The organism is Actinomycetospora atypica (assembly GCF_042653685.1).
GTDB classification, from domain to species: Bacteria; Actinomycetota; Actinomycetes; order Mycobacteriales; family Pseudonocardiaceae; genus Actinomycetospora; species Actinomycetospora atypica.
Genome location: NZ_JBHSIV010000017.1, coordinates 58,506 through 83,951, shown reverse-complemented (window position 1 = coordinate 83,951; position 25,446 = coordinate 58,506). Strand labels below are relative to the sequence as shown.

Below are 25,446 nucleotides of genomic sequence, written 5' to 3'. Positions count from 1 at the left end.
CTCTAGGGTCGGCGGGCGATGGACGTCGATCTGGTGGTGCGGGCGGGCCGGGCGGTGCTGCCGGAGGGCACCCGACCGGCGGCGGTGACGATCGCGGGCGGGCGGATCACGGCCGTCGGGGCGGTGGACGGTCCCGTGCCACCCGGGGTCCCGGTGGTCGACCTCGCCGACGACGAGGTGCTGCTGCCCGGCCTCGTCGACTCCCACGTGCACGTCGACGAGCCGGGGCGCACCGAGTGGGAGGGGTTCGCGACGGCGACCGCGGCGGCCGCGGCCGGCGGGGTGACGACGCTCGTCGACATGCCGCTCAACGCGATCCCGCCGACGGTCGACGTCGACGCGCTCGCGGCCAAGCGGGACGCGGCCCGCGGGCAGGTGGCCGTCGACGTCGCCTTCTGGGGCGGGGCGGTGCCGCTGCGCGACGGGGTGCCCGACCCCGACGGCCGCGTCGACCCGGGCCGGATGGCCGCGCTCGTCGAGGCCGGGGTCCGCGGGTTCAAGTGCTTCCTCACCGACTCCGGGGTGCCGGAGTTCCCGCCGGTCTCGCAGCCCGACCTCGAGGTCGCCGCCGCGACCTGCGCCGAGCTCGGTGTCCCCCTGATCGTGCACGCCGAGGACGACGGGGTGCTCTCGGACGCCCCGCCCGCGGGGCCCGACTACCGCTCGTTCCTCGCGTCCCGCCCGCCCGGCGCGGAGACGACCGCGGTGCTGCGCCTCGCCGCGGTCGCCCGCCGGACCGGGGCGCACGTCCACGTCCTGCACGTGTCGGCCTTCGAGGCCGCCGAGGAGATCGCGGTGGCGAAGGAGTCCGGCATCGCGATCACCGCCGAGACCTGCCCGCACTACCTGGCGCTGGCCTCCGAGACCCTCGCGGGCACCGCCGGCAAGTGCTGCCCGCCCGTGCGCTCGGAGTCGAACCGCGAGCTGCTGTGGGGGGCGCTGGCGGCCGGGCGGCTCGACGCGGTGGTCTCCGACCACTCGCCCTGCCCGCCCGACCTCAAGGAGGGCGGTTTCGACGCGGCCTGGGGCGGGGTGTCGTCGCTCGAGCTGGCGCTGCGGGTGGTGTGGTCGGGCGCGGCCGCCCGGGGCCACACGCTCGACGACGTCGTCGGCTGGATGGCGACCGCTCCGGCGCGCCTCGCGGGCCTCGACGCCAAGGGCGCGATCGCGGTCGGCCGGGACGCCGACCTCGTCGCCTTCGCCCCCGACGAGATCGCCGAGGTCGACCCGGCGGCGCTGCACCAGCGCCACGCCCTCACTCCCTACGCCGGCATGGCGCTGCAGGGTGCCGTCCGCCGCGTGTGGCTGCGCGGGACCGCGGCGCCGGCGGTGGGCGACGGCCGGCTGCTACCCGGAGGGACCCGATGACGGAGCTGATCGACCTCGCCTCGCGGGCCGTGGGCGGCGGGGTGGTGGCCGCCAGCGACGAGACGTTCGCCGAGAAGGAGAACCTCGTGACCGCGGCGGCGCCGACGCACGTCGCGCACACCTTCGGGCACAAGGGCCAGGTCTACGACGGCTGGGAGACCCGCCGTCGCCGCGACGACCTCGGGCCGGACGGCGACGACTGGGCGGTCGTCCGGCTGGGCCTGCCCGGGACCGTGCACCGCGTGGTGGTCGACACCGCGTTCTTCGACGGCAACCACCCCGTCTCCGCCGACGTCGACACCTGCTGGATCGAGGGGCACCCCTCCCCGGCCGAGGTGGTCGCGGGCCCGTGGGAGCGGCTCTGCGGCAGCGCGCTGCAGGGCGACACCGCGCACACCGTCGAGGCCGAGGTGCCCTGCGCGGCCACCCACGTGCGGCTGCGCATCCACCCCGACGGCGGCGTCGCCCGGCTCCGGGTGCTCGGGACCGTGCTCCCCGACGTGCAGCGGTGGCGGGGGATCGGCGTCGACCTCGCCTCCCTGGCCGCCGGGGGCCGCGTCCTCGACGCCTCGAACCGGCACTACTCGCCGCCGGAGAACCTGCTGCTGCCCCGCTCGGCGACGACGATGGGCGAGGGGTGGGAGACCCGCCGCCGCCGCGACGGCGGGCACGACTGGGTCGACGTCGCGCTCGGCGCCGCCGGGCGGGTGCACCAGGTGGTCGTCGACACGACCCACTTCGTCGGGAACGCCCCCGGCAGCGTCCGGCTCGTCGTGCCCGACACCGACGAGGAACTCCTCCCCGAGACCCCCCTGCAGCCCGACACCGAGCACTGGTTCGGCCCGCCCGACGGGCTCGCGACCGAGCTCGTCGTCGACCGCGTCCGCGTGGAGGTCCGCCCCGACGGCGGCTTCGCCCGGCTCCGCCTGCTCGGGCGGCCGACGCCGCGGGCGGTCGCGGCCCTCGGGCTCGCCCGGTTCGACGCGCTGCCGGCCGCGGCGGCCGAGCAGGTGCTGCTCGCGTGCTGCGCCGCCCCGGCCTGGGCGGCCGCCGTGGCGGCGGGCCGCCCGTACGGCTCGGTGCCGGCACTGGTCGACGCGGCGAGGACCGGGGTGCTCGCGCTCGACGACGCCGACCTCGCGGCCGCCCTCGCCGGTCACGCCCGGATCGGCGCGCCGCGCGATCGCACCGGCGCCCGCGAGCAGGCCGGGGTGTCCGACGCCGACCGGGCGGCGCTCGACGACGGCAACCGCGCCTACGAGGAGCGCTTCGGTCACGTCTACCTGGTGCGGGCCGCGGGCCGGTCGGGTGCCGACATGCTGGCCCTGCTCCGCGAGCGCCTCACCCACGACGCGGCGACCGAGGCCCGGGTGGTGCGGGAGCAGCTCGCCGAGATCACGGCCCTGCGGATCGGGGCGCTGTGGAGCCCGTGAGCGGCGCCGGCCTGAGTGGCATCGGTGGCACTTCGCTGACGTTCGGTGTCAGCGATGTGCCACCGCTGACGTCCGGGTTCCTCGCCGGCATCGACACCCGCCTCGCCGCGACCGACGCCGCCCTCGACGCCGACGAGGCCGCCCGCGCCCGCCTCGCCGCGCGCGACCCCGAGCCGGTTCACGTCTGCTACGTCCCGGCCGACCGGGTGGACGCCGACACCGCGCAGCACTGGGGGGACGAGGCCGCCGCCGCCCTGGAGCGCCACGCCGACGACCCCGACCTGCCCGACGCCCTCGGCGTGACCCCCGACGAGCTCCGCGAGGCCCTGCCCCGGGTGTCGCGCACGCTCGCCGAGCGACCGGTCGCCGACCTGCGCGCCGACCTCGAGGACGGCTACGGCCACCGCCCCGATCCCGAGGAGGACGCCGCCGCGGCTGCCGCCGGGCGGGCCGTCGCCGCGGTGCTCGCCGGCCCGCGGGCCCCGCTGCGGGCCGGGCCGCGCGTGAAGTCGATGGAGCGCGCCACCCGGGAGCGCGGACTGCGCTCGTGGGCCCTGTTCGTCGACGCCTTCCTGACGACGGGCGGGGACGCCTCGCGCCTGCGGGTGACGCTCCCGAAGGTGTCCGCCCCCGAGCACGTCGCGGCGTTCTCCGAGGCGCTGACGGCGGTCGAGGCGCACCACGGGATCGCGCCGGTGCCCCTCGAGCTGCAGATCGAGACGCCGCGGGGCGCGCAGCGGGTCGACGCGCTGGTGGCCGCCGCCGGGCGCCGCGCCGCCGGGCTGCACTACGGCACCTACGACTACTCCGCCGCCCTCGGGATCGCCCCCGACCAGCAGCGCGCCGACCACCCGGCCGCCGAGCACGCCAAGTTCGCGATGCAGCTCGCGGGGGCCGCCGCGGGCGTGCCGGTGTGCGACGGGTCGTCCGCGGTCCTGCCGACCGGTGGGCGCGACGACGTCCTGGCCGCCTGCCGCGTCCAGGCCCGGATCGTGCGCCGGGCCCTGGAGCTCGGGATCGGCCAGGGCTGGGACATGCACCCGGCGATGGTCCCGGCCCGCCTCGTCGTCGTGACCGCCGTGCACCGCGCCGGCCTCCCGGCCGCCGTGGCCCGGCTGCGCGCCTACCGCGACGGGGCGTCGGCGGGCGTGCTCGACGAGCCCGCGACCGAGCGGGCCCTGCTCGGGTTCCTGCGGCGCGGTCTGGCGTGCGGGGCGGTGGACCCCGACGAGGTCGGCGACCTCCTCGGGGGCTGACGACGCCGTAGGGTGGCCGCCCGGGCACCGTGGCCCGGCCGCACCGGCCACGATCCACGGGAGGCTCCATGACGGACGAGACCTGGCTCCGCGAGGCCCTGGCGCTCGCCGAGCAGAACGTGGCCGCCGGAGGGGGACCGTTCGGTGCCCTGATCGTGACCGGCGACACCGTCATCGCCCGCGGGCAGAACCGTGTCACCAGGGACATGGACCCCACCGCGCACGCCGAGGTGACCGCGATCCGCGCCGCGTGCCGCGACCGCGGGGACTTCTCGCTGGCCGGGGCCACCCTCTACACCAGCTGCGAGCCGTGCCCGCTGTGCGTCTCGGCCTCGCTGTGGGCGCGCCTGGACCGCGTGGTGTTCGCGGCCGACCGGCACGACGCGGCCCGCGGCGGCTTCGACGACCGCGAGTTCTACGAGCTGTTCGGCCGCGACCCCGGGACGTGGCCGACCCGGGTGGAGGCCGGCCCCGGGGACCTCCCGCGCTTCGCGCCGTTCGACGCGTGGCTCGCGAAGACCGACCGGGTGCGCTACTAGTGGATCTCCTCACGGTCGAGACGTTCGCACGACCCACCGACAGCGACGGCCTGCGCGCGCTCCAGCCGACCCTCGGGTCCGACCGGACGCTGCTCGGCGGCGGCACCTGGCTGTTCTCGGTCCCGCAGCCGCACCTGCGCGGCGTCGTCGACCTGACCTCCCTGCCGTGGGAGCCCGTGAGCGCCGACGACACCGGCCTCACGATCGCGGCGACCACCACCCTCGCGACGCTCGCGGCCGTGGAGCCGTCGTCGTTCCCCTCCTGGCCGGGCGTGGCCCTGTTCGCGGGTTGCTGCGAGGCGCTCGTCGGCTCCCGCAAGATCTGGAACGTCGCGACGGTCGGCGGCAACGTCTGCCTCGCCCTGCCCGCGGCCCCGATGGTCACCCTCGCCGCGGCGCTCGACGGCGTCGCCACCCTCTGGTCCGCGGACGGCCGGGAACGCCGCGAGCCGGTCGCCGATCTCGTCGTCGGGGTGCAGCGCACCTCGCTGGCGCCCGACGACGTCCTGCGGTCGGTCCACCTGCCGGCCGCCGCGCTGCGGGGGCGCACGGCGCTGCGCAAGGCGTCGCTGTCCCCGCTCGGGCGCTCGGCCGTGCTGCTCGCGGGGCGCCGCGACGACGACGGCCGGCTCACCCTCGCGGTCACCGCCGCCCTGCCGCGGCCCGCGGTCCTGCGCTACGACGTGCTTCCCGACGAGGCCGCGCTCGCCGCCGACGTCGCCGCGCTCGGCGAGACCGTCGGGGGTGGCTGGTACGACGATCCCCACGGGTCGCCGGAGTGGCGGCGGGCGATGACGCTCCTGCTCGCCGAGGAGATCCGTCGGGAGTTGGGGGGCGCGCGATGACGACCGTCGACGGGGTGCCGCTCGAGGCCGCGCCGCGCCCGGGCCAGTGCCTGCGCACCTACCTGCGCGAGCACGGCCACCACGCCGTGAAGAAGGGGTGCGACGCGGGCGACTGCGGGGCCTGCACCGTCCTCGTCGACGGCGGGCCCGTGCACTCCTGCCTCTACCCGGCAGTGCGGGCCGCGGGCGCGGAGGTCACCACGGCCGCCGGGCTCGCGGAGGGTCCCGACGATCCCCGGCGCCGGTTCGCCGCGGCGGCGGGCTTCCAGTGCGGGTTCTGCACGCCGGGGATGGTGACCACGGCCGCCGCGTTCGCCGGCCGGCTCGCCGACCCCGCGGAGCGCCCCCGCGTGCTGCAGGGCAACCTCTGCCGCTGCACCGGCTACCGGTCGATCGGCGACGCGCTGGACGGCGTCGCCGTGGTGGACGACGACGGCGGGTTCGGGGCGTCCGCGCCGGCGCCCGCCACCGCGCGGGTGGTGCGCGGGGCGGAGCCCTACACGTTCGACGGGGACCGGCCGCCGGGGACGGCGCACCTCGTCGTCGTGCGCAGCCCGCACGCGCACGCCCGCATCACGGCGATCGACACGGACGCGGCGCTGGCCCTGCCCGGGGTGCTGGCCGTGCTCACCCACGAGAACACCCCGACGACGCTGTACTCCACCGCGCGCCACGAGAGCCGGCTCGACGATCCCGACGACACCCGGGTGCTCGACGACGTCGTGCGCTTCCACGGGCAACGCGTCGCCGCGGTCGTCGGGACCGACCTCGCCGCGGCCGAGGCGGGCGCCCGGGCGGTCGTCGTGACCTACGAGCCGCTGCCGCCGGTGCTCGACGTCGAGACCGCCCGCGGGGCGCCACCGATCCACGGCGAGAAGCTCGGCTCCCGGATCGCCGACCCGGCCCGCAACGTCGTCGCCGCGCTGCACCAGGGCGTCGGTGACGTCGCGGCCGGGGTCGAGGAGGCGCGGCGCAGCGGCGGGGCGGTGGTCACGGGCACCTGGCGGACCGGGCGCGTGTCGCCGGCGTCGCTCGAGACCCACGGCAGCCGGGCCTGGCTCGACGACTCCGGGCGCCTCGTCGTGCGCACCTCCACCCAGGTGCCGTTCCTGGTGCGCGACGAGCTCGCCCGCCTGCTCGACCGGCCGCGGGAGTCGGTGCGGGTGCTCGCGGCACGGGTCGGGGGCGGCTTCGGCTCGAAGCAGGAACTGCTCACCGAGGACCTCACGGCCCTGGCCGTCCTCGCGACGGGCCGGCCGGTGCAGTGGGAGCTCACCCGCACCGAGTCGCTCACCGCGACGCCGACCCGGCACCCGATGCGGGTCGCGGTCACGGCGGCCGCCCGCCCCGACGGTCAGCTCACCGCGCTCGCCATCGACGTGCTCTCCGACGCCGGGGCGTACGGCAACCACTCGCCCGGCGTGATGTTCCACGGCTGCCACGAGTCGATGGCGCTCTACCGGTGCGCGAACAAGCGGGTCGACGCGGAGGCCGTCTACACCACCACCCCGCCGTCGGGGGCCTACCGCGGCTACGGCCTCGGGCAGGTCCAGTTCGCGATCGAGAGCGCCCTCGACGAGCTGGCCCGCGAGCTCGGCGTCGACCCGTTCGACCTGCGTCGACGCTCGGTGGTGCGCCCGGGGGACGACTTCGTCGCGAGCGCCGACCCGGCCGAGCACCCCGACGACCTCGCCTTCGGCTCCGACGGGCTGCCGGAGTGCCTCGACCTCGCGCAGGCGGCGCTCGGGCGCGACGGCGACCCGCCCCCGAGGGGCCCGACGTGGCGGGTCGGCGAGGGCATGGCGGTCGCGATGATCGCGACGATCCCGCCGCGCGGCCACCACGCGCAGGCCCGCGTCGCCCTCACCGACGCCGGGCACTACGAGGTGCACGTCGGCACGGCCGAGTTCGGCAACGGCACCGCCACGGTCCACGCCCAGCTCGCCGCCACCGCGCTGGGCGCCCGGGTCGACCAGGTGAGCCTGCACGGCGGCGACACCGACGCCGTCGACGTCGACACCGGGGCCTTCGGCTCCACCGGTACGGTCGTCGCCGGCACCGCCGTCGCCCGGGCGGCCCGGGCCCTCGCCGCCGACCTGCGGGCCACGGCCGCCGCGCGGCTCGGGGCGGCGCCGGACGAGTGCGTCCTCGGCCCCGACGGGGTCCGCGGACCCGACGGGCGCACGGTCGGGCTGGACGACCTCGCGGGGGCCCGCGCGGAGGGTGCCCACGGCGGCTCGCCCCGCTCGGTGGCGTTCAACGTCCACGCCGTCCGGGTCGCCGTCGACACCGCGACCGGCGAGGTCCGGATCCTGCGCTCGGTGCACGCGGCCGACGCGGGGGTGGTGGTCAACCCGGCGCAGTGCCGCGGGCAGGTCGAGGGCGGGGTCGCGCAGGGGATCGGGACGGCGCTCTACGAGGAGATCCGGCTCGACGACGAGGGCCGGATGACCACCCGGGTGCTCCGCGACTACCACCTCCCCCAGTTCGCCGACGTCCCGCGCACCGAGGTGCTCTTCGCCGACACCGTCGACACGCTCGGGCCGCTCGGGGCGAAGTCGATGAGCGAGTCGCCCTACAACCCCGTGGCCCCGGCGATCGCCAACGCGATCCGTGACGCCGTCGGGGTCCGGCCCCACCGGCTGCCGATGACCCGCGACCGGGTGTGGGCGCTCTGCGCCGAGGCCGGGCTGCCTCTCCCGACTGGGCGCTGAGGGCTCCTGCGACAGCTGTGAGCGCCCACTCGGCGCATGGCCCGGTCCCGAGTGGGCGCTGAGGGCTCCGGCGGCAGCCACGAGCGCCCACTCGGCACGCTCAGACGCCGAGCTCCTCCCGGACCCGGTTCTCGATCCACCCGCGCCGCCGGTACTGCCGGTTGGTCACGACGATCACTGTCCACCCGAGGCGGCGGAGGTCGTCGATGCGGTCGACGTCGATGCCCCGTCGGTCGTCCACCGTGTGGTCCCACCCGTCGTACTCGAGGGCGAGCTTCGACTCGGGCCAGGCGAAGTCGACGCGGGCGACGAAGCGACGTCGGTCGAGCACCTCGAACTGCGTGACCGGGTGCGGGAGTCCCGCACGGAGGAGACGCAGCCGGACCCGGGTCTCCTGCGGCGACTCCGCCTTCGGATCCATCAGCTGCGCGACCTCGGCGATCCGCCGGCACCCGCGTCTCGGCCCCAGCTCCTCGGCGATCGCCAGCAGATCGGCCCGCCCGAACCGCCCGACGTGCCCCAGCCCGTCGGCCGCCACGATCCCGGTGTCGAGGTCGGAGCGGACGACGAGGTCGTACGCCGTCCGCAGCGTGGTCGTGACGAGGAGGTCGTCCTCGAGCGTCACGTCCTCGGCACGGATGCGGGATCGATGCGCGACGAGGCCGGGTGCGGCGCGGACCCGCCGGTCGGGCACGGCCAGCTCGACCGGGGGCGGTGGCCAGGGCAGGACGTCGCAGCGCCACCAGAGTGCGGCCGACCAGCCCGTGACCACGGCGCCCGGCCCGGCGGCGACCGAGGCGGCGCGGACGGCGAGGCGGGGCTCGTCGGGGACGGCGGCCGAGACGTAGGTGTCGGTGCCGAGCTTGCGGAACCGTGGTCCGCGCAGCTCCCCGCGGGTCAGCCGCCCCGTCGCCACGGCCTCGGAGCCGCGGAAGGGCGTGGTGGCGTCGAAGGTGTCCATGCCCCGTCGACGTCGCCCGGCGCGATCCGGATCCATCTCGTCGTCGAGTGGGCGCTGAGGGTTCCTGGGACAACCATGAGCGTCCACTCGGCGCCGAGCCTCACGACGAGTGGGCGCTGAGGGTTCCTGGGACAACCATGGGCGCCCGCTCGGTGAGCCCTCCGACCCTCACGCCCGGAACGCCACCAGCCCGGCGAGCACCGCCAGCACCCCCAGCACCACGAACCCGAGCGGGAAGCCGCCGACGACCTCGGCCACCAGCACCCCGCCCGCCGGGGCGAGAGCGACCGCCACGGTGGTCGGCGCCGTGAACCACCCGTTGACCCGCCCGAAGGACGCCGTGCCCCACCGGTCGGCCACCACGGAGGCCTGCAGCAGGGTGTGCATCCCGCGACAGGCCCCGGCGAGCACGGCGACCGCGATCACCAGCCACAGCGGGCCGGGCAGGACGCCCACGGCCACCACCAGCAGGCCGCCGACCCCGGCGATCACCCCCACCCGCGCGCCGGGCCCGGTCCGCCGGGCGATCGCGGAGAAGACCAGCCGCCCGCCGACCTGGCCCGCCCCGATCAGCCCGAGCCCCACCGACGCCAGCCCGAGCGACGCGCCGCGGCTCACCAGCAGCCCGACGAGGTTGATCGTCGCGGCGTAGAGCCCGAACCCGGCGAGGGCCAGCACCGAGGCGAGCGCGACGAAGCGCCCGGAGCGGATCACCGAGCGGGCGGCATCCGCCGGGGCGTCCGAGGGGGGAGCGGTGGGCGTCCACGGCACCCGGAGGAACACCGCGTGCAGCGGGACCGTCACGACCGCCAGCACCAGCGCCAGCACCAGATAGCTGACACGCCATGTCAGGTGATCGACCAGCAGGGCCGTGAGCGGCGCGAACACCGTCGAGGCGAACCCCGCCACGAGGGTCACGGTCGTCAGGGGACGCAGCCGGTCCGCGCCGAACCACCCGGTGATCGCGGCGAAGGCGGGCGGGTAGAAGGTCGCGGCCTGCCCGACCCCGGCCACCGCCCACGCGAGGTAGAACCACGGCAGCGTCGGCGCGCAGGCCACCCCGACGAGCCCCAGCACGCCGACCACCGAGCCGGCCGTCATCACCGGGCGCGGGCCGTGCCGGTCGATCAGCCGGCCGACGACCACCCCGGCGAGCGCCGAGACGATCGCGCCGAGCGAGAACGCGCCGACCGCGGCGGTCGCCGACCACCCGGTGTCGGCGGTGATCGGGCCGAGCAGCACCGGGAACGCGTAGTAGAGCGCGCCCCAGCTCGTGATCTCGGTGACGCAGAGCGCGCCCAGCCCCCGGCGGCGGGCGTCCGTCGCCGGGGGCCGGGCGGCGGTCAGCTGGCCTCCACCTTCGGCATGATGTCGTTCTTGATCCGCTTGAGGTCGTCCATCGTCTTCGACACGGGCACGTCGGTGAACGGCGGCCAGATCAGCGGCATCGTCAGACCCGCCTCCTTGTAGGCCTTGAGCCGGTCGGTGAGCTGCTGCTCCGTGCCGACGAGCAGGTTCGTGGGGACGCCGACGTCGGTCTGGTCGACCTCCTGGTCGGTGATGACCGTCCAGATCATGCTGCAGATCTCGAGGTCCTTCGAGCGCTTCTCGCTGCCGATCTCCTCGAACTGCTGGTCGATGGCGGTGAGCCACTTCCCGAGGCTCGTCGGCGAGTCCTGGATGCCGATGAAGCCGTCGAGGTCGTACTTCGAGATGCGCTTCGCCGCGCGCAGCGGGTCCTTGAGCCCGCTCATGTAGATCGGCGGGCGCGGCTGCTGCAGCGGCTTGGCGCCGAAGCCGCAGCGGTCGAAGTCGGCGAACTCGCCGTGGTACTCGAAGTGCTCGTTCGCCCAGACGCCCTGGAGGACCTCGATCGTCTCGCGGACGTGCTTGTGCCGCTTCGGGAAGATGTGCGAGGCGCTCGCGGCGGCGAACTCCTCGGGCATCCACCCGGCGCCGAGGCCCACGTTGAGCCGGCCCTTCGAGAGGTGGTCGATCGTCGCGAGCTCCGCGGCGAGCACGCCGGGGGAGCGGAACGGCGTGTCGATGATGCTCATGCCGATGCGGACCTTCGAGGTCTTCGCCGCGAGCCACGGGATGAGCGGGAAGCCCTGGAACCACTGCCCCGTGGACTGCACGGGCAGGGCGTTGGGGAGCCCGTCCATCATGCCGAACGAGTACTGGAGCTCCTGGCGGTCCGAGGCCTCCGGCACGACGATGCGGTCGAGGGTCCACACGGAGTCGAAGTCGAGCTCCTCGGCGAGCTCGGTGAGGTCCTCGAGCTCCTTGATCGTCACCTCGGTGCGGAAGTTGGGCAGGTAGAGGGCGAGCTTCACGATGGGCCTCCTGGTGAGGGCGTTCCGGATCCGGTGGTGACCGTCGCGAGGTGCTCGCGGCCGGGCACGCGCCCGCGGCTCGACAGCGCGGGGATCACGGGCCCATGCTGGGTGACCCGCCTCACAGGGTGGACAACGGTTTCTCAACGAGGGCACAACCGGGCCCTTGTGGGGCGGGTCACCGGCTCGGCACGATCCGTACAACCGGCGGGAGGGGGTCGACGTGGACCCGGGCGCATCGAGGGTTCTCGTGGTCGACGACGACGAGGCCGTCCGCACCCTCGCGTCCTGGCAGCTCGAGTCCGACGGGTTCGCCGTCGACCAGGCCGCCGACGGCGCGGAGGCGCTCGGCGCGATCGCCGCCGCCCGGCCCGACCTCGTCGTCCTCGACCTGACGATGCCCGGCGTCGGGGGCCTCGACGTGCTGCGGCGCGTCCGCACCGCGCCCGCCACCGAGTCGCTGCCGGTGATCGTGCTGTCGGGGCGCAGCGGGGAGACCGACCGCATCGTCGGGCTGGATCTCGGCGCCGACGACTACCTGGTCAAGCCGTTCTCCCCCGGGGAGCTCGCGGCCCGCGTCCGGTCGGTGCTGCGGCGCGCGCGGCCCGCCACCGCGGCGCCGGTGACGGCCGGACGGCTGCGCGTCGACGTCGCGGCCCGCGAGACCGCCGTGGACGGCGACCCCGTCGAGCTGACCGCCCGGGAGTTCGACCTGCTGGCCTTCCTCGTCGCGCACCCCCGCCAGGTGTTCACCCGCGCCCAGCTGCTCGCGCAGGTGTGGTGCAGCGAGGGCTGGCAGTCCGAGGCCACCGTCACCGAGCACGTCCACCGGCTCCGGCACAAGCTCGGCCTCGACCCGGCCGCCCCGCCCCGCATCCGCACGGTGCGCGGCGTCGGCTACCAGCTCGATCCGTGAGCGAGCTCGACGAGACGCGTGGCCTGCTCGACCGCCAGCACCACGTGCTCGAGCTCCTGGCCGGCGGCGCCTCCCGGGCCGAGGTGCTGGGGGCGGTGACGCTCGCGCTCGAGGAGCTCATCCCGGGCAGCCGCTGCTCGGTGCTCGTCCTCGACCCGGCGGCGGGCACGCTGCACCACGGCGCCGCGCCGTCGCTGCCCCCGGCCTACTCCGCGGCGATCGACGGCCTGTCCATCGGGGCCGACGCCGGCTCGTGCGGCACGGCGGCCTACCGCGGCACCGCGGTGATCGCCGAGGACATCGCCGTCGACGAGCGCTGGGCCCGGTTCCGCACCCTGGCGCTGCCGCACGGTCTCGGCTCCTGCTGGTCGAGCCCGATCCGGGGCCACGACGGCGTCCTCGGCACGTTCGCGGTCTACCACGCCAGCCCGCACCGTCCCGACGAGCGCGAGCGCCGCCTCGTCGCGCGGTTCACCGACCTCTCCGCGGTGGCCCTGGAGCACGACCGGCTCTACGGCGCGCTGGGCGAGAGCGAGGAGCGGTTCCGCCGGGTGTTCGAGGACAACGCGGTCGGGATGGCGCTCACCGACCTCGACGGGCGCTTCCTCAAGGTCAACGACGCGCTCGCGACGATGCTCGGGCACCCGCCCGCCGCCCTCCTCGCCCGGGACCTCGACGTGGTGCTGCTCGGCGCCGACCGGGCCGCGGCGCGCGACCTGCTGCACCGGCTCGCGGACGGAGCCGCACCCACGGGGCCGCTCGAGGTGGGCCTGGTGCGGGCCGACGGCGCCACCGTGCAGGCGGCGCTCACCGTCTCGCTGGTCGGCGCCGGGCCCAGCCGCCACGTGAGCCTCAACGTCGTCGACGTCACCGCCCGCCGCGCGGCCCAGCGCGAGCGGACCGCCCGCCGGGAGGCCGAGCTCGCCGCCCGGGTGGCCGAGGACGCGAGCCGGGCGAAGTCGGAGCTGCTCTCCACGCTGAGCCACGAGCTGCGCACCCCGCTGCAGGCGATCATCGGCTTCGCCGAGCTGCTCGGCACCCTCGAGCTGCCGCCCGCCCGCCGCGACGCCGCGCTCGGCCACATCGACGCCGCGGCCCGCCACGTGCTCGACCTGGTCGGCGACGTGCTCGACCTGGCCCGCCTCGAGGCCCGGGCCCTGCCGCTCGCGCCGGAGAAGGTCGACCTCGGGGCGCTGGTGCACGAGGTCCTCGCGCTGCTCGAGCCGGTCGCCGCCCGGCGCGGGATCCGGCTGCGCACCGACCTCCCCGCGGGCGGCGGCCCGACGGCGTGGGCCGACCCGCGCCGGGTGCGCCAGGTGCTCATCAACCTCGTCACCAACGGCGTGCGGCACAACGACGTCGACGGGTGGGTGCGCGTGGCCGCGGACGGGGCCGCGGTGACGGTCGCCGACGGCGGTCCCGGCATCCCGCCCGGGCTCCTCGACCGGCTGTTCCTGCCGTTCACGCAGGCGGGCGGGAGCGACGAGGCCGGCGGCGCCGGGCTCGGGCTCGCCCTCGTGCACGGGCTCGTGACGGCGATGGCGGGCGAGGTCTCGGTGGACAGCGCGCCCGGGGAGGGCACCACCGTGACGGTGCGGCTGCCGGTCGCCGCGCCCGACGGGTCGGAGATCACCGCCCCCGCCGGGTCGGACGTCGCTGCCGCCGTGCCCGGTCCGGGCGTACGTTCGGGCCGTGGCTGATCACACGAACAGCACGGGCTCCGACGTCGGGGACGTGACCGCCCTGCTCTCCGCGCGGGGCGCCGACCTCGACGACCTGCTCGCGCGCGCCGCCCGCCGCCGCGACGAGCACCTGGAGCACGAGGGGCGTCCCGGCGTCGTCACCTACAGCCCCAAGGTGTTCATCCCGCTCACCCGGCTCTGCCGTGACCGGTGCCACTACTGCACGTTCGCCACCGTGCCCGGCCGGCTGCCCGCCGCCTACATGGAGCTCGACGAGGTCCTCGCCATCGCCCGGGAGGGCGCGGAGCAGGGCTGCACGGAGGCCCTGTTCACCCTCGGGGACCGCCCGGAGGCCCGCTGGCGCGCCGCCGGCGAGTGGCTCGCCGCGCGCGGCTACTCCTCGACGATCGACTACGTCCGCGCCGCCGCGGCCGCCGTGCTCGCCGAGACCGGGCTGCTGCCGCACCTGAACCCCGGCGTCATGACCCCCGACGAGCTCGCCGTGCTGCGCCCGGTCGCCCCGTCGATGGGGATGATGCTGGAGTCGACGTCGACGCTGCTCGTCGAGCCCGGCGGCGCCCACCACGGGTCGCCCGACAAGGAGCCGGCCGTCCGGCTGCAGGCGATCGCCGACGCGGGCCGCGCGCGGGTGCCGTTCACCACCGGCGTCCTCGTCGGGATCGGGGAGACCCGCCGCGACCGGGCGGAGTCGCTGATCGCACTGGCCGACCTGTCCCGCGAGTACGGGCACCTGCAGGAGGTCATCGTCCAGAACTTCCGGGCGAAGCCCGACACGGCGATGCGCGGCGAGCCCGACGCCGAGTTCGACGAGTTCGTCGCCGCAGTGGCCGTCGCCCGGCTGCTGATGCCGCTCGGGGTCACCGTGCAGGCGCCGCCGAACCTGGCCGGCGAGCTCGGGGACTCCGCGGACGCCGCGGAGGACCAGGCCCTGCTGCTGCGCGCCGGGATCGACGACTGGGGCGGCGTCTCGCCCGTCACCCCCGACCACGTGAACCCCGAGCGCCCCTGGCCCGGCCTCGACGAGCTCGCGCGGATCACGGCGAAGGCCGGCTTCACGCTGCGGCCCCGGCTCACCGTCTACCCCCGTTACCAGCGCGACGCGGGCTGGATCGACCCGGCCGTCGCGCCGTCCGTGGCGACGCTGGCCGACGCCGACGGCCTCGTCGGGATGCCCGTGGCCGCGCGATGACCTCGTGGCTGCCCGCCGCGCGCGACGACCCCGCGGGGCTTCCCGACGAGGCCTACGTCGCCCTGCTCGGCGCCGACGGCGACGAGCTCGACGAGCTCGGTGCGCTCGCCGACGAGCTGCGGCAGAAGACGGTGGGCGACGCGCTGACGGTCGTCGTGAACCGCAACCTCGACCCGGGCCTCGTGCTGACGCCGGACCACCTCGACGCGCTGGTCTCCGAGGCGTGGGCGCTCGGCGCCACCGAGGTCTGCCTGCAGGGACCGCTGCCCGACGCCGCGGGGCCCGACGCGGCGGTGGAGCTCGTCGCCCGGATCACGGCCGTCGCCCCGCTGCACGTGCACGCCTTCCGCCCCGCGGAGGTCGAGGCCGCCGCCGCGCGGCGCGGCTCGTCGGTGGCCGACTTCCTGACGACGGCCCGCGCGGCCGGCCTGGGCTCGGTGCCGGGCACCGCGGCACGGATCCTCGACGACTCCGTCCGCGCCGCCCTCACCGGCGGCACCGACATCCCCGCCGCGCGCTGGGTGGAGCTCGTCCGCACCGCGCACGAGGCCGGCCTGCGCTCCACGGCGACGATCGTCTATGGGCACGTCGAGACCGCGGCGCAGCAGGTCGCGCACCTCCGCGCCCTGGCCGCGATCCAGGACGACACGGGCGGGTTCACCGAGCTGATCGCGATGCCGCTCGTGGACGTCCCGCCGGGGCTCGCCGCCCGGGGCGCGTCGGCCCGCGAGACGCGCGCCCTGCACGCGGTCGCCCGGCTGCTCCTGCACGGGCGTATCGACCATCTGCAGGCCGCGTGGCCCAAGCTCGATCGCGCCCAGGTCCTCGCCGTGCTGCGCGGCGGCGCCGACGACCTCGGCGGGCTCCTGCTCGACGGCACCCTCGACCCGGCGGCCGGCCCGGAGGCCGGGCGGGTGCTCACCGCGGACGACGTCACGACGATCGCCGCCGAGCTCGGCCGGCCGGTGCGCCAGCGCACGACGCTCTACGGCGAGGTGCCCCCGGAGCGGGTGACGGTGGGCCGATGAGCGATGGAGAGGTGGACGTCGCGATCGTCGGCGCGGGGTTCGCGGGGCTCGGCCTCGCGATCCGGCTCCGCCGGCGCGGCCACCGCGACTTCGTGGTGCTCGAGCGGGCCGACGAGGTCGGCGGGACCTGGCGCGACAATCGCTACCCGGGCGTGGCCTGCGACGTCCCCTCGCACCTCTACTCATTCTCGTTCCGTCCGGCGCCGGACTGGTCGCGGGTCTACGCGCCCGGGGCCGAGATCCAGGACTACCTGCGCGCCGCCGCGACCGACGAGGGCGTGCTGCCGCACGTGCGGCACGGCCAGGAGATGCGCAGCGCGCGGTGGCGCGACGGCCGCTGGGACGTCGTCACCGACGCCGGGACGTGGCGGGCGCGCGTGCTGGTCGTCGCCGCCGGGCGCCTGACCGAGCCCCGGATGCCCGACGTGAGCGGCTTCGACGGCCCCGTGGTGCACACCGCCCGCTGGGACCCGGCGCTCTCGCTCGACGGCAAGCGGGTCGGGCTCGTCGGCACCGGGGCGTCGGCGGCGCAGGTGGCGCCGCACCTCGCCGAGCGGGCCGGGGAGCTCGTCGTGTTCCAGCGCAGCCCGGCGTGGGTGGTGCCGCGCGGCGACCGCCCGTACACCGGGGCGGAGCGCGCCCGGTTCACCGAGGACCCGGCCGCCGCCGCACGGCATCGTCAGGACATCTTCGAGGACGCCGAGCGCGGGATCGCGGCGCGGCGCCGGGTGCGGCCCGCGATCGACGAGCTGCGCGCGCGGGCCCGGGCCCACCTGTCCGCGCAGGTCGCGGACCCCGACCTGCGCCGCCGCCTCGAACCGGACTACGAGATCGGCTGCAAGCGCATCGTCCTCTCCGACGACCTCTACCCCGCGCTGGCCCGCGACGACGTGACCCTCGAGGACTCCGCGTTGGCGTCGGTGTCGGGCCGGACGGCCACGGCCGCCTCGGGTCGGCAGCACGAGCTCGACGCGCTGGTCCTCGCCACCGGCTTCCACACCACCCGCCAGCCCTACGCCGAGCGGGTCCACGGCCGGTACGCATCGCTGGCGGAGCACTGGGCGGACGGGATGACGGCGTACGCGTCGACGACGGTCCACGGCTTCCCGAACATGTTCGTGCTCGACGGGCCGAACGCGAGCCTCGGGCACAACTCGGCCGTCTACATGATCGAGACCCAGATCGACTACGTGCTCGGTGCGCTGTCGCACCTCGCGTCGGCGCCGGGCCCGCTCGAGGTGTCCGCGGCGGCGGAGCGCGCCTACGCCGCCGACGTCGACGCGGCCGCCCGCGACACGGTGTGGCTGCAGGGCGGGTGCCGGAGCTGGTACGTCGACGAGGCCAGCGGGCGGCTCACGCTGCTGTGGCCGGGGTCGGCGCGTTCGTTCCGGGAGCGCAACGCACGGTTCGACCCGGCTCCCTATCTCGGTAGCGCCGGGTCCGCGACGGCGTGATCGCCCCGCCCCGCGGGTAGAGGTGACGCAGCGCATCCGGCGCGTCGGGGAGATGAGGCGGCATGAGCACGGAGACGAAGTATCAAGGGGAGCACGCCGGTAGGGGAGCTCGACCATGACTGCGGTCACGGCGGAGAGCCCGCCGCAGGAGAAGACGAAGTTCGAGCAGATCCGGGAGCAGCGCCCCTGGCTCGACCACCTGGTCCGGGCCGGCACGCGCTACACCGAGAAGCACGGGGACCACTACGCGGCGGCGATCACGTACTTCTCGATCCTCGCGCTCGTCCCGCTGCTGATGATCGCGTTCGCGGCGGCGGCGTTCGTCCTGGTCAACAACCAGCAGCTGCTCGACCAGATCACCGCCGGCATCATGGCGGCCGCGCCGCCCGGGCTGGGTGACCTGCTCAACGGCGTGATCCAGCAGGCGATCCAGCAGCGCAACGCCGTCGGGATCATCGGTCTGCTCGGCGCGCTCTACTCCGGCCTCGGCTGGATGGGGAACCTGCGCGAGGCGCTCTCCGAGCAGTGGGACCAGCGCGGCGAGCCGCCGACGATCGTCAAGCGCTACGGCGGCGACCTCGTCGCGATGCTCGGCCTCGGCCTGGCGTTCGGGATCTCCTTCGCCATCACCGCGATCGCGGGCGGCGCCGGGAACGCGATCGCCGAGTTCCTCGGGCTCGCCGGGCAGACCTGGGTCCAGGTGTTGCTGCGCATCGCCGGTATCGCCATCACGCTCGTCGCGAACTGGCTGGTGTTCCTCTGGGTGATCGCGCGCCTGCCGCGGGAGCCCGTGACGCTGCGCTCCGCCGGGCGTGCGGCGATCCTCGCGGCGGTCGGGTTCGTCATCCTGCAGCAGGTCATGACCGTCTACATCGCCAGCGTCACCAACTCCCCGGCCGGGGCGGCGTTCGGCCCGATCATCGGTCTGCTGGTGTTCGCGAACTTCGTCTCGCGCTTCATCCTGTTCGTCACCGCCTGGGCGGCGACGCTCAAGGAGAACGAGCCCGCCGACGTCCGCGAGCCCGCCCCCGTGATCGTGCGGCCCGCGGTGACGGTCGGCGCGGTCCCCGGGCCCCGTGCGACGGCGGGCCTGCTCGGCGCCGGCGCGGTGCTCGGCGTGGTCGGCGGCGTGCTGGGGATCAACGGGATGCGTCGGCGGCGCTGACGGTCCCTGCTCTCCGGACGGACGGCCCGTTCGTCACCCTTCGGTGCCGAGCGGGCCGTTCGTGCGTGCGCTCCCGGAGCGAGCGGCACTCCCGCTGCTTCTACGTGCGCGAGAGTGCCCTTCGCTCCAGCGGGATCAGCGCCGCCGCAGTCGCAGGACGAGCACGACGAGCCCGAGCCCGGCCACCGCGACGACGGCGAGGACGGTGCCCCAGCTCGTCGTGCCGGTGACGGGGGAGTCGGGCGCGCCGAACAAGGTGGTGTCCGAGCGACCGGCCGCGGCCGGGGCCGCCGTACCCGGCTCGGTGAGGCGGCCGACCGAGGCGCCGCGGGGGAGTGCGTAGCCGTAGTCGAGCAGCGCGAGCCCCTGGTCCACCATCGGGACGGGGCGCTGCTCGCCGCGCATCAGCACCACGACGAGGCGCCGTCCGCCACGGTCCTGGGCGCCGATGTAGGTGTGGCGGGCGTCGTCGGTGAAGCCGGTCTTGCCGCCGAGCGCCCCGGGGTAGCGGAAGATCCTGTTGTCGTTGTCCACCGCGATCGGCGGCTTCCCGCCGAATCCGGGGAACTGGATCTGGCGGGTGCCGACGGCCTGCGCGAACGGCGCCTCGCGCATCCCGAGCCGGAAGATGCTCGCCAGGTCGTAGGCGCTCGAGGACTGGCCCGGCCCGTCGAGGCCCGAGGGGGTCGCGGCCCGGGTGTCGAGCGCGCCGATCTCGGCGGCGGTCCGGTTCATCTTCTCGACCGTCGCGGGCACCGAGCCGGTGAGCCGCACGGCGAGGGCGTGCGCGGTGTCGTTGCCCGACGCCATGAGCATCGCGTCGAGCAGCTGGCGGGTCGTGTACTGCCCGCCCGGGCCCATGCCGACGCGGGTGCCCTCCTGGTTCGCGTCGTCCTCGGTCCCGACGAGCACCTGGTCCAGCGGGAGGGTCCGCGCCACGAGCAGGCCCGTGAGCGTCTTGAGCAGCGACGCCGGGCGCAGGCGGGCGTGCGGCACGCGGGCGGCGAGGACGGCCCCGGTGTCGAGGTCGGCGACGACGTAGGACTGCACCCCGACCTCGGGCGGCGCCGGGGCCCCGTCGGGCACCACCGTGCCGCAGGTACCCATCTTCTCGCCGCCCACGGGCTCGTCGGGGACGGGCAGCGGGCCGGGCACCGTGCCGCCGGGCCGCGGTGCCTCGGAGGCGTCGACCGGCGGGGACGGCTGGTTCACCTGGGGGCACGCGGCCTGGGCCGGGGCGGCCGGCGCGGTGGCCGAGGCGGCGGGTGCGGCTCCGAGCAGGACGAGCAGGGCGACGACGAGCGAGGCCGCGAGGCGCTGGGGCATCGGTCGCCGAGCCTAGACGGGGGCGTCGGGGGCCCGCCCAGACAGGGCGCGTTTGTGACGTTGACTGTCAGCAAGGCCGCAGTGCTGACACGGCGACGGCCCGCCCCCGGGGTCGGGGACGGGCCGTCGTCGGGACCGGGTGGTGCTAGTCCTCGTCGTCCTCCGGCGCGTGGTCGCCGTTGAGGGAGACCTCGCGCCCGCTGGTCAGCGCGGGCTTGCGGGAACTGCGACGGGTGGCCGGGCGGGGCGGGGTCTGCTGCTGTCCGCCGGAGCCGAGGATGATCTCGGCGAAGGTCGACAGGGCCTCGTCGAGCTGGCCCGCCTGGCGACGCTCGGACTCCTCGTTGGAGCGGTTGACCAGCGCGACGACGGCCTCGTGGTCGGGCCGGTTGACCAGCGTGCCGTCGAGCTTGTCCAGCGACGCCTCGAGCGAGGAGCCGAGCGAGGCGACCCGGTCGCCCAGGTTCGCCTCGACGCCGTCGACGCGGGTCGAGAGCCCGGTCAGCGCGGTGTCGAGGTTCTCGACCCGGCCGGTGAGCTTCGAGTCGACGCCCTCGATCGAGCTGGTCACCGTGTGCTGCACGCCCTCGACGCGCTGCGCGAGCGTCTGCTCGACGCCCTCGACCCGGGTGCCGACGCCGTCGAGGCGCCCGGCGAGCTCCTCGAGCCGCGTGGTCAGCTCCCGCGCGGTGGTGTCGGCCGTGGTGCGGGCGTGCTCGGCGTCGCCGTGTGCGGACTGGCGCGAGCCGGCGATCTCCTCGGACAGCGACCGCGAGGTCTCGGCGAGGGCCCGCGAGGTCTCCTCGACCTGCCCGCGCAGCGAGTGCTCCACCGACTCGAGCCGCTCACGCACCGGGCCGGTGACCGCGGCGGGCAGGCCGTCGAGGCGCATCTCGTGACGGTCGAGGCGGTTGTCGAGGTCGTCGAGGCGCTTGTGCAGGCCCCCGACGCGGTCCTCGAGGCCGTCCATCCGCCCGGCGACACCCTCGAAGCGGCCCGCGACACCGTCGAGACGGCCGTCGAGCTGCGCGAACGGGGTGGCGAGCTTGTCGACGACCCGGTCGACGATGCCCTCGACGGCGCGGGCCAGCGACGAGATCGCCGACTCCTGCGCGTCGAGCTTCGCGACGGTCTCGTCGAGCCGCTCGGCGAGCACGCTCATCTCGGTGCGGTCGGGCACCTCGGCGAGCCGCTTGCGGATCGCGCCCAGGGCGTCGAGCGCGGCGAGACGACCATGGATCTCGTCGAGCGAGTCGAAGACCTGCTGCTGCTCGGAGTCCCGGACCTCGGCGGCCCGGACGAGCATGCTCCGCATCCGGTCGAAGGACATGGTCTGGTTGGTGTCGATCACAGGAGCCACTCTCCGAGGGGACACGGCCAGGTCGGGCGACGACGTGGGAACGATCTCGACGTCGGTCATCGCCACGCAGGCTAGCCAGCGGGTGTGACCCGTTCGGACGCGCCCCTCGCTACCTTCGCCGGGGCGCGCTCCGTCCGTCCCACGGGTCACGGGTGACGCAGGCGTCCCAGGAACCGGTCCTCGAGCTCCCGCCACCGGGTGGCCTCGCGCTGGAAGGGCGGCGACGGCGTGAGCCGGTTGGGGTCGGGCCGCAGCACGAAGGAGACCAGCCATCCGAGGGACTCCGAGGTCGCGAGCGACTCCCGGACCGTCTCGTCGCCGGCCCAGTCGCCCGCGTCGAGGAGCAGTTCGACGGCCAGCTCGAGCTGCGCGGGGTCGACGGCCTGCGGGCCCTCGAGCAGGTCCTCACCGATCCCGACGAACACGTAGCGGTTCTCGGGGGCGACCTCGATCGTGAGGTCGCCGCCGACCGCCGCGGTCACGACCTCGGACCACGTGGAGACCTCGGCCAGGTCGTGGCCCTCGGTGCCGTCGCCGGCGATCCACGTCCGCAGCGCCCGCTCGCCGGAGAACACCTCGATGCGGCCGTCGCGGCCGAGGAAGACGGGCTCGTCGTCGAGGAAGCAGCGCAGGGTGACGACCTCGCCCTCGGCCGAGAGGATCGAGATCGGGTCGATGCCGACCTCCTCCCAGAAGCCGGGCTCGGGCTCCTCGTCGGCGTCGACCAGGTCGGAGCGCAGCGACTCGCCCGCGGTGTCCGAGCGCAGGTCGTCCGGCGCGTCGGCGAGCGGCCCGTCGACCGCGGAGTCCTTCGGGTCGGTGGCGACGGCCTCCGGGTCGGCGGGGTGGTTCTCCGCGTCCTCCGCGCTGCCCGACGAGGCCTCGTCGTCGGGGACGACGCCGTCCGCGGCGGGCGGCGTCGCCGTGGCGCGCAGCTTCGCGGCGAGCTCGACGTCGACCTCCGGCACGGTGACCAGGCCGTCGAGGGCGTCGACCACCTCGTCCCAGCGCTCCGCGACGACGTCGGCGAGCTCGGCCCAGAGGGCCTCGCCGTCGCGCCCGCCGAAGACCGCGACCCCCTGGCCGAGGGCGGCGAACGCGGGCGTCGAGTCGAGGATCTCGCTGACCATCGCGAGGTCGCAGACGTCGGCGAGCGAGCGCGTCATCGCCGCGATCTCGGCGAGGTCGTCGACCGAGAAGGTGTCGGGCTCGTCGGCCACCAGCTCCGGCACGCCGACCACGTCGTAGCGCTGGATCTCCTCGGGCGTCAGCTCGTCGACCGATAGACCGCCGACGACGCCCCACGCGGGGTGGTCGGCGAGGTCGTGCGCCAGCCCGTCGGCGTCACTGGTGCGGATCCAGGCGGCGAGGTCGGCGGCGTCGTCGAAGGCGAACACGTGGTCGTCGTCGCCGAGGAAGGCCTCCCACTCCTCGCCGTCCTCCCGCCAGCGCGGCGCCCAGAGGGTGACCAGGTCCCCACCCGTGAGCGCGAGGGTGATCGGGACGATGTCCTGGGCCACGTGCGGCCTCCGAGTCGGGTGGGTGATCACGTGCGGGTGTAGCGGCGGCCACCCTAGGGCCAACGGGGTGACCAGGCCGTTCGGGGAGCCTCGCGTCCGGGGGATGGGCACTCCGCGGCCCCGGCTGGCACCCTGCGTCGATGCGACTGCTGCGCACCCCGGAGGAGCGCTTCGCCGGCCTTCCCCTCGTCCCGCGCTACGTGGAGGTGGGCGATCCCGACGATGCGTCGGTGCCGGTCCGGGTCGCGGCGTACGAGGTCGGGCCCGCCACCGGGCCGGCGGTGCTGCTCCTGCACGGCGAGCCGACCTGGTCCTACCTCTACCGCGGGGTCCTGGACGTGCTGGCCACGGCGGGCGTGCGGGCGGTCGCGATCGACCTGGTCGGCTTCGGTCGCTCGGACAAGCCCGCCGAGGTGGCCGACCACTCCTACGCGCGCCACGTCGCGTGGGTGCGCGAGGCGGTCGACGCCCTCGGGCTCGACGACCTCGTCCTGCTGGGCCAGGACTGGGGCGGGCTGATCGGGCTGCGGCTGGTGGCCGAGGCGCCCGAGCGGTACCTCGGCGTCCTCGCCGCCAACACCGGGCTGCCCACCGGCGACGTCGACATGCCCGGGCCGTGGTGGCAGTTCCGGCGGGCGGTGGAGCGGGCCGAGACCCTCGACGTCGGGCGGCTCGTCGCCTCCGGCTGCGCGCGGGGACTGTCGGCCGAGGCGCGGGCCGCCTACGACGCCCCGTTCCCCGACGAGGCCCACAAGGCGGGACCGCGGGCGATGCCGCTGCTCGTCCCCACCCGTCCCGACGATCCGGAGACCCCGGCCAACCGCGAGGCCTGGGCGGCGCTCGGACGCTACGACCGGCCGTTCCTCGTGGCCTTCTCCGACTCCGACCCCATCACCGCCGCGATGGGCCCCCTGCTGCGCGAGCACGTCCCGGGGGCCGCCCGCACCGAGCACGCGGTGGTGCGCGACGCGGGCCACTTCCTCCAGGAGGACGCGGGCGCCGAGCTCGGGGCCCTGGCGGTGCGGCTGGCCCGCGAGGTCACCCACTAGTGCGAACGCGCTAGTGCTTGAGGCCTCCGCAGGCAGTGCGCTCGAACGAATGAACCAGCAACGGAGGCCGTGACCCCCGTCGACCACCCCCGTTGACCCCACCGTGATGGGCGCGGACCCGCCGCCCGGCGGGACCGGCAGACTCTTGAGATCCGTGGGGGTACATCGTGTCGATGTTCCGTAAGACCGTGCTGGCGACCGCGATCATCGGCGCCGGGCTGGGTTCCATGTCGGGGGCCGCCTTCGCCGGGGACGCCCCGAGCAACGGCGGGCACCACGGCGACGGCGGCCACGGCGGCGGCAAGCACCACAGCGCGCCGGCCTCGTCCGACGGCTGCAGCAACAAGGTGGGCGCCGAGTCGAAGAACGGCGCGGGCCGCACGCTGGGCGACACCACCGGTGGCGACCAGGACCTGTCCGCCTCGAACCTCTGCCACATCCTCAGCGGCAACGAGGTCCTCTCGAACAACAACGTGGCGCTGCTCGGTGGCTCGATCACCAACGGCGACACCCTGACCAAGACCCTCACCTCGACGGTCACCGACACCGAGTCGACCACCGTCGGGGGCTGACAGCTCCACCGCGCTCGGCTGCGGGCAGGCAGCTGACGCCGCTCGATCCGCACCCTCCACGGGCCGGCACCCCGGGACCTCGGTCCCGTCGGGTGCCGGCCCGTCGGCGTGTGTGCTCCGAACAGGTGAACCGCCTCCTCGGATCCCCTGTTCAAGGCGTCCCGCTCCCCGGCGTCGTCACCGGAATCGCAACACGACCGTGACCTTCACTCGTTCGAGGCGTTGATGTCACCGGGTCGTGAGCGTGATTGCGCCACGACGCACCGTGTGCGATCCGTCCGGTCGCGCACGTGTCGCCGACCAGGGGAGCTCACCAGCGTGTCCACCTTCCGCAAGACCGTCCTGACCACCGCCATCATCGGCGCCGGCCTCGCCGCCACCACCGGCTCGGCCTTCGCGAGCGACTGCGGCCACGACAACGGCCACGAGCACAAGTCGTCGCACGGTCACTCGAAGACCGTCACCAACAACAACGGCTGCAGCAACGAGGCCGGCGGCTCGATCGACAACGGCGGGGCCAAGAACCTCATCGGCGCCCTCAACGGCAGCCAGGGTGCGCTGGGCCTCAACGTGTGCGACAACCTCAACGGCAACAAGATCCTGTCGGACAACGACATCAGCATCCTCGGTGGCACCCTCCCCGGCCTGCCCATCTAGTTCGGCGCCGCCCGCGCGTCGCCGACCCACGTCCGCCGCCCCCGACGACCCCCGA

General features: G+C 75.6%; 21 protein-coding genes. 15 read left to right on the top strand and 6 right to left on the bottom strand.

From position 1 onward, the window contains the following. The first annotated feature begins 18 nt into the window (after window positions 1-18). From allB to ACFPBZ_RS16760, 6 genes are all read left to right on the top strand, one after another. Window positions 19-1,368, top strand: coding sequence for an allantoinase AllB (allB, locus tag ACFPBZ_RS16785; protein WP_378037226.1), 1,350 nt, complete (start codon window positions 19-21; stop codon window positions 1,366-1,368). Beyond that, a complete protein-coding gene (alc, locus tag ACFPBZ_RS16780) occupies window positions 1,365-2,801 on the top strand; it encodes an allantoicase (protein ID WP_378037225.1) in 1,437 nt (478 codons plus the stop codon). Before allB ends, alc begins: the two co-directional genes overlap by 4 nt. A 56-nt stretch (window positions 2,802-2,857) precedes the next feature. Next, window positions 2,858-4,057 (top strand): DUF6986 family protein, encoded by a 1,200-nt coding sequence (locus tag ACFPBZ_RS16775; protein ID WP_378037224.1) that lies wholly within the window; start codon window positions 2,858-2,860, stop codon window positions 4,055-4,057. Between the two features lie 68 nt (window positions 4,058-4,125). Further along, window positions 4,126-4,596, top strand: a complete 471-nt coding sequence (locus ACFPBZ_RS16770) for a nucleoside deaminase (RefSeq protein WP_378037223.1) — start codon at window positions 4,126-4,128, stop codon at window positions 4,594-4,596. After that, window positions 4,596-5,441, top strand: coding sequence for an FAD binding domain-containing protein (locus ACFPBZ_RS16765; protein ID WP_378037222.1), 846 nt, complete (start codon window positions 4,596-4,598; stop codon window positions 5,439-5,441). Before ACFPBZ_RS16770 ends, ACFPBZ_RS16765 begins: the two co-directional genes overlap by 1 nt. Then, window positions 5,438-8,155, top strand: a complete 2,718-nt coding sequence (locus ACFPBZ_RS16760; protein ID WP_378037221.1) for a molybdopterin-dependent oxidoreductase — start codon at window positions 5,438-5,440, stop codon at window positions 8,153-8,155. Before ACFPBZ_RS16765 ends, ACFPBZ_RS16760 begins: the two co-directional genes overlap by 4 nt. 100 nt (window positions 8,156-8,255) lie before the next feature. On the opposite strand, the gene ACFPBZ_RS16755 is transcribed toward ACFPBZ_RS16760, so the two are convergent. From ACFPBZ_RS16755 to ACFPBZ_RS16745, 3 genes are all read right to left on the bottom strand, one after another. Next, window positions 8,256-9,116 carry an endonuclease domain-containing protein gene (locus tag ACFPBZ_RS16755; protein ID WP_378037220.1) on the bottom strand — a complete coding sequence of 287 codons (861 nt, stop codon included), beginning with the start codon at window positions 9,114-9,116 and terminating at the stop codon, window positions 8,256-8,258. 168 nt (window positions 9,117-9,284) lie between these two features. Further along, window positions 9,285-10,394, bottom strand: a complete 1,110-nt coding sequence (locus ACFPBZ_RS16750; protein ID WP_378037250.1) for an MFS transporter — start codon at window positions 10,392-10,394, stop codon at window positions 9,285-9,287. A 65-nt stretch (window positions 10,395-10,459) separates the two neighbouring features. Next, entirely contained in the window at window positions 10,460-11,452 is a 993-nt protein-coding gene (locus ACFPBZ_RS16745) for an LLM class flavin-dependent oxidoreductase (RefSeq protein ID WP_378037219.1), read from the bottom strand. Window positions 11,453-11,675: 223 nt separating this feature from the next. On the opposite strand from ACFPBZ_RS16745, the gene ACFPBZ_RS16740 reads away from it, so the two are divergent. The 6 genes from ACFPBZ_RS16740 to yhjD all read left to right on the top strand — a co-directional run bounded on the left by ACFPBZ_RS16740 (window position 11,676) and on the right by yhjD (window position 18,907). Further along, the gene (locus tag ACFPBZ_RS16740) at window positions 11,676-12,368 is read left to right on the top strand and encodes a response regulator (protein ID WP_378037218.1); all 693 of its coding nucleotides are present in this window, start codon (window positions 11,676-11,678) and stop codon (window positions 12,366-12,368) included. Further along, the gene (locus tag ACFPBZ_RS16735; RefSeq protein WP_378037217.1) at window positions 12,365-14,068 is read left to right on the top strand and encodes a GAF domain-containing sensor histidine kinase; all 1,704 of its coding nucleotides are present in this window, start codon (window positions 12,365-12,367) and stop codon (window positions 14,066-14,068) included. The genes ACFPBZ_RS16740 and ACFPBZ_RS16735 overlap by 4 nt, the downstream gene beginning before the upstream one ends. After that, window positions 14,061-15,260, top strand: coding sequence for a 7,8-didemethyl-8-hydroxy-5-deazariboflavin synthase CofG (gene cofG, locus ACFPBZ_RS16730; protein WP_378037216.1), 1,200 nt, complete (start codon window positions 14,061-14,063; stop codon window positions 15,258-15,260). Before ACFPBZ_RS16735 ends, cofG begins: the two co-directional genes overlap by 8 nt. Continuing rightward, complete coding sequence (locus ACFPBZ_RS16725) at window positions 15,257-16,288, top strand: FO synthase (RefSeq protein WP_378037215.1); 1,032 nt, start codon at window positions 15,257-15,259, stop codon at window positions 16,286-16,288. The genes cofG and ACFPBZ_RS16725 overlap by 4 nt, the downstream gene beginning before the upstream one ends. Continuing rightward, window positions 16,285-17,742 carry a flavin-containing monooxygenase gene (locus tag ACFPBZ_RS16720; protein ID WP_378037214.1) on the top strand — a complete coding sequence of 486 codons (1,458 nt, stop codon included), beginning with the start codon at window positions 16,285-16,287 and terminating at the stop codon, window positions 17,740-17,742. The genes ACFPBZ_RS16725 and ACFPBZ_RS16720 overlap by 4 nt, the downstream gene beginning before the upstream one ends. Window positions 17,743-17,857: 115 nt before the next feature. After that, entirely contained in the window at window positions 17,858-18,907 is a 1,050-nt protein-coding gene (gene yhjD / locus ACFPBZ_RS16715; protein WP_378037213.1) for an inner membrane protein YhjD, read from the top strand. A 135-nt stretch (window positions 18,908-19,042) separates the two neighbouring features. Here the strand turns inward: yhjD and ACFPBZ_RS16710 are convergent, their stop codons facing one another. The 3 genes from ACFPBZ_RS16710 to ACFPBZ_RS16700 all read right to left on the bottom strand — a co-directional run bounded on the left by ACFPBZ_RS16710 (window position 19,043) and on the right by ACFPBZ_RS16700 (window position 23,113). Continuing rightward, a complete protein-coding gene (locus ACFPBZ_RS16710) occupies window positions 19,043-20,233 on the bottom strand; it encodes a D-alanyl-D-alanine carboxypeptidase family protein (RefSeq protein ID WP_378037212.1) in 1,191 nt (396 codons plus the stop codon). Window positions 20,234-20,378: 145 nt separating this feature from the next. Beyond that, window positions 20,379-21,593, bottom strand: coding sequence for a PA containing protein (locus tag ACFPBZ_RS16705; protein WP_378037211.1), 1,215 nt, complete (start codon window positions 21,591-21,593; stop codon window positions 20,379-20,381). A 146-nt stretch (window positions 21,594-21,739) separates the two neighbouring features. Then, a complete protein-coding gene (locus ACFPBZ_RS16700) occupies window positions 21,740-23,113 on the bottom strand; it encodes a primosomal protein (RefSeq protein ID WP_378037210.1) in 1,374 nt (457 codons plus the stop codon). Between the two features lie 140 nt (window positions 23,114-23,253). Here ACFPBZ_RS16700 and ACFPBZ_RS16695 point away from each other — a divergent pair, with 140 nt between their 5' ends. The 3 genes from ACFPBZ_RS16695 (at window position 23,254) to ACFPBZ_RS16685 (ending at window position 25,391) form a co-directional block, all read left to right on the top strand. Continuing rightward, window positions 23,254-24,162: a haloalkane dehalogenase gene (locus ACFPBZ_RS16695; RefSeq protein WP_378037209.1), complete on the top strand. Its 909-nt coding sequence runs from the start codon at window positions 23,254-23,256 to the stop codon at window positions 24,160-24,162. A 173-nt stretch (window positions 24,163-24,335) separates the two neighbouring features. Further along, entirely contained in the window at window positions 24,336-24,734 is a 399-nt protein-coding gene (locus tag ACFPBZ_RS16690; protein ID WP_378037208.1) for a hypothetical protein, read from the top strand. Between the two features lie 318 nt (window positions 24,735-25,052). Beyond that, complete coding sequence (locus tag ACFPBZ_RS16685; RefSeq protein WP_378037207.1) at window positions 25,053-25,391, top strand: hypothetical protein; 339 nt, start codon at window positions 25,053-25,055, stop codon at window positions 25,389-25,391. Window positions 25,392-25,446: the final 55 nt, after the last annotated feature.